Origin of the sequence: Paraburkholderia sp. (assembly GCF_035501035.1) — a bacterium.
Taxonomy (GTDB): Bacteria; Pseudomonadota; Gammaproteobacteria; order Burkholderiales; family Burkholderiaceae; genus Paraburkholderia.
On sequence record NZ_DATJWR010000463.1, the window covers coordinates 1 to 2686 of the forward strand.

A 2686-nucleotide genomic window follows, 5' to 3' on the forward strand; every position below is an offset into this window, starting at 1 on the left:
TACGACTATCGCGGTATGCTCGTTACATTGCTGCTGCACGGCGCGGGCTTCCGCGAATCGGAGCCTTTCCACCTCTACATCTCCGATGTGTTACCAGACCTTGCCAACCAGCGCCAGGCCAAGGTGCTCATTCATCACCCCGGTCAGCGACGAAGCCGCGCCCGGCATGGGCCACGCACGCGCGGCGCGCCGTATCACGTTCGCTTCGTGCGGCGACGGCAACCCATAAGGATGCTCGAGAATCGGCGCACCCGGCGTTTGCGACCATGCGTCGACGCCCAGCGGCCGCAACAACGTGGCGGCTTTTACGCCGGGTGCGACGAACGCGGAGAGCGCGAGACCACCCAGCATCCGGCGACGGGGCAGTGCCGGCGTGGTCTTCGATGCGTCGTCGCGTGGCGTGCTCCGCGAGTTTGACGGGACGTTTGATGAGAAGCGTGAATGTCGCGGCATGCGAGTGCCTGAAGGTGGCAGAGGTAGCAGAGGTGGATCGACAATCCACCGAATATAAGGAGTGCCAGGTCTGCGCTCAAACCTGGATCCGACTAACGTTATGACGGGTCGCGATATGCGCTTCGTCATTGCGCCACGGCTTCGCGCTGATAACGCGACACCGGCCGCCGCAAGCCGAGGTTATCGCGCAGCGTGCGGCCCTCGTAATCGCTGCGAAAGCGTCCACGCCGCCTCAGTTCAGGCAGCACGAGCCGGATGAAATCATCGAGGCTGTTGGGCAGCAAAGCCGGCATCACGTTGTAGCCATCTGCGCCGTAGTTGACGAAGCGCTCCTCCAGCGCATCGGCGATCTGCTCTGGCGTGCCGACCAGCTGCCAGTGTCCGCGCGCACCAGCGACACGCAGATACAGCTCGCGAATCGTAAGGTTTTCGCGCCGCGCGAGTTCGAGCGTCAGCGACTGGCGGCTCTTGCTTGCGTTGGTTTCCGGCAGTTCCGGAATCGGACCGTCGAGCGGATAACCCGATAGATCGAAGCCTCCCGTCAGCGTGGATACCAGCGCGAGCCCCACCTTCGGATCGATCAAGGCCTGGAGCGCTTCGAACTTCTCGCGCGCCTCGGCCTGTGTTGCACCGACGATCGGCATGACGCCGGGCATGATCTTGAGATCGTCCGGCTCGCGGCCATACTCCGCCATCCGGCCTTTGACGTCCGCGTAAAACGCAACCGCATCGTCCAGCGTTTGCTGCGCCGTGAAAATGACCTCCGCGGTGCGCGCCGCGAGCGCCTTGCCCGCTTCCGAAGAACCGGCCTGCACGACCACGGGCCGGCCCTGCGGCGAGCGTTCGACGTTCAGCGGCCCACGCACCTTGAAGAACTCGCCGCGATGATCGAGCACGTGGCGCTTCGAAGGATCGAAGTAGCGCCCTGCCGCTTTGTCGCGCACGAACGCGTCTTCGTCCCAGCTGTCCCACAACCCCTCGACGACTTCCGCAAACTCGACCGCACGCTCATAGCGCCGCGCATGCGCGAGATGCTCATCGAAGTTGAAGTTCTTCGCCTCGTGTGAACTCGACGACGTGACGAGATTCCATCCCGCACGCCCGCCACTGATGTGATCGAGCGACGCAAACTTGCGCGCGATGTGATACGGCTCGTTGAACGTCGTCGACGCCGTGCCGACGAGGCCAATGCGTTCGGTCACGGCGGCGAGCGCCGAGAGCAACGTGAGCGGTTCGAATTGCGCCACATAGCTGTGCGCCGTGCGGCTCAGAAAGTCGACATTGTCGCCGCGTGTGCCCGAACCGTCCGCGAGAAAGATCAGGTCGAACTTTGCCGCTTCCGCAGCCTTCGCAAGCTGCACATAGTGGCGAAAGTCGCGCCCCGCGTCCGCCTGTGAATCCGGATGGCGCCACGCTGCGATGTGATGTCCGGTGGGATACAGAAAAGCGCCGAGGCGCAGATGTCCTTTGCGTTGGCTCATGGTGTGCGCAAGTCGTGGATGAGGTACATCGGCAATCGCCATCGATGACGGTGGCGCCTACGTACACGAAGATCAATGCATTTTCGGGAAACCGTGCCGCTCGGCGAGCAGTTCGAGAATGCGGCGCGGGTCGCTGGCGAGCAGCCCTTCGATCGGCGCGCCGTCGGGGCAGATGAAACGCTCGCCCGGGTAACGGGGATCGGCGAATCCGGGTTCCAGCAGCAAAAGAAGATCGCGGCTCATTGCATGTCGCTCCTTGTTAGCGTGACAGGCTTTCGAATCTCGTACGAATACGTGAATACGCGCTAGAAAAGGCTGAAAAGCCCGGCCCTGCGTGAGATGGGTCGTCGCACCGTTGCGTGTGTAATCGCCGCTTCGGCGGCGCGTGTCGCACCTTTGCGAGCGCGGGCAATGCATCGAGCGCGGTCTGGAGCCGTTGGCGCGCGGCCGGATTCGCTTGATCGTGTGCGAGCATTCAACGTTCCTTGTGCTGGGCTGGCAGACCGGCGTGCATGCGCCCGGTGCCGACTTTGATCGACAGGACAGCGAGCCAGTATAGGGACGTGTGCTTGCGCAGATAACAACCGATTTGCGCTTAGGTTATTCGCTTGCGTGCAATGAGAGTGGAATGCGCGCGCTTGCGCATGCAGCATCGGAAACGACGCGATAGCTGCACAGCGGCTTTCAGGCAGCGTTACGAGCCAGGCGCATGTTGCCGTGGTCGCCATGGCTGTGGCCGAGCCTGAATCTGA

General features: G+C 62.8%; 3 protein-coding genes. All 3 read right to left on the minus strand.

Going from position 1 to position 2686, the window contains the following annotated elements; translation table 11 throughout:
- Nucleotides 1-90 precede the first annotated feature (90 nt).
- Nucleotides 91-351, minus strand: coding sequence for a hypothetical protein (locus VMJ11_RS32340; protein WP_414694548.1), 261 nt, complete (start codon nucleotides 349-351; stop codon nucleotides 91-93).
- A gap of 227 nt (nucleotides 352-578) precedes the next feature.
- Complete coding sequence (locus tag VMJ11_RS32345; protein WP_325625115.1) at nucleotides 579-1934, minus strand: LLM class flavin-dependent oxidoreductase; 1356 nt, start codon at nucleotides 1932-1934, stop codon at nucleotides 579-581.
- A gap of 72 nt (nucleotides 1935-2006) precedes the next feature.
- On the minus strand, nucleotides 2007-2177 hold the full coding sequence (locus VMJ11_RS32350) for a DUF3088 family protein (RefSeq protein WP_325625117.1): 171 nt from the start codon (nucleotides 2175-2177) through the stop codon (nucleotides 2007-2009).
- Nucleotides 2178-2686 lie beyond the last annotated feature (509 nt).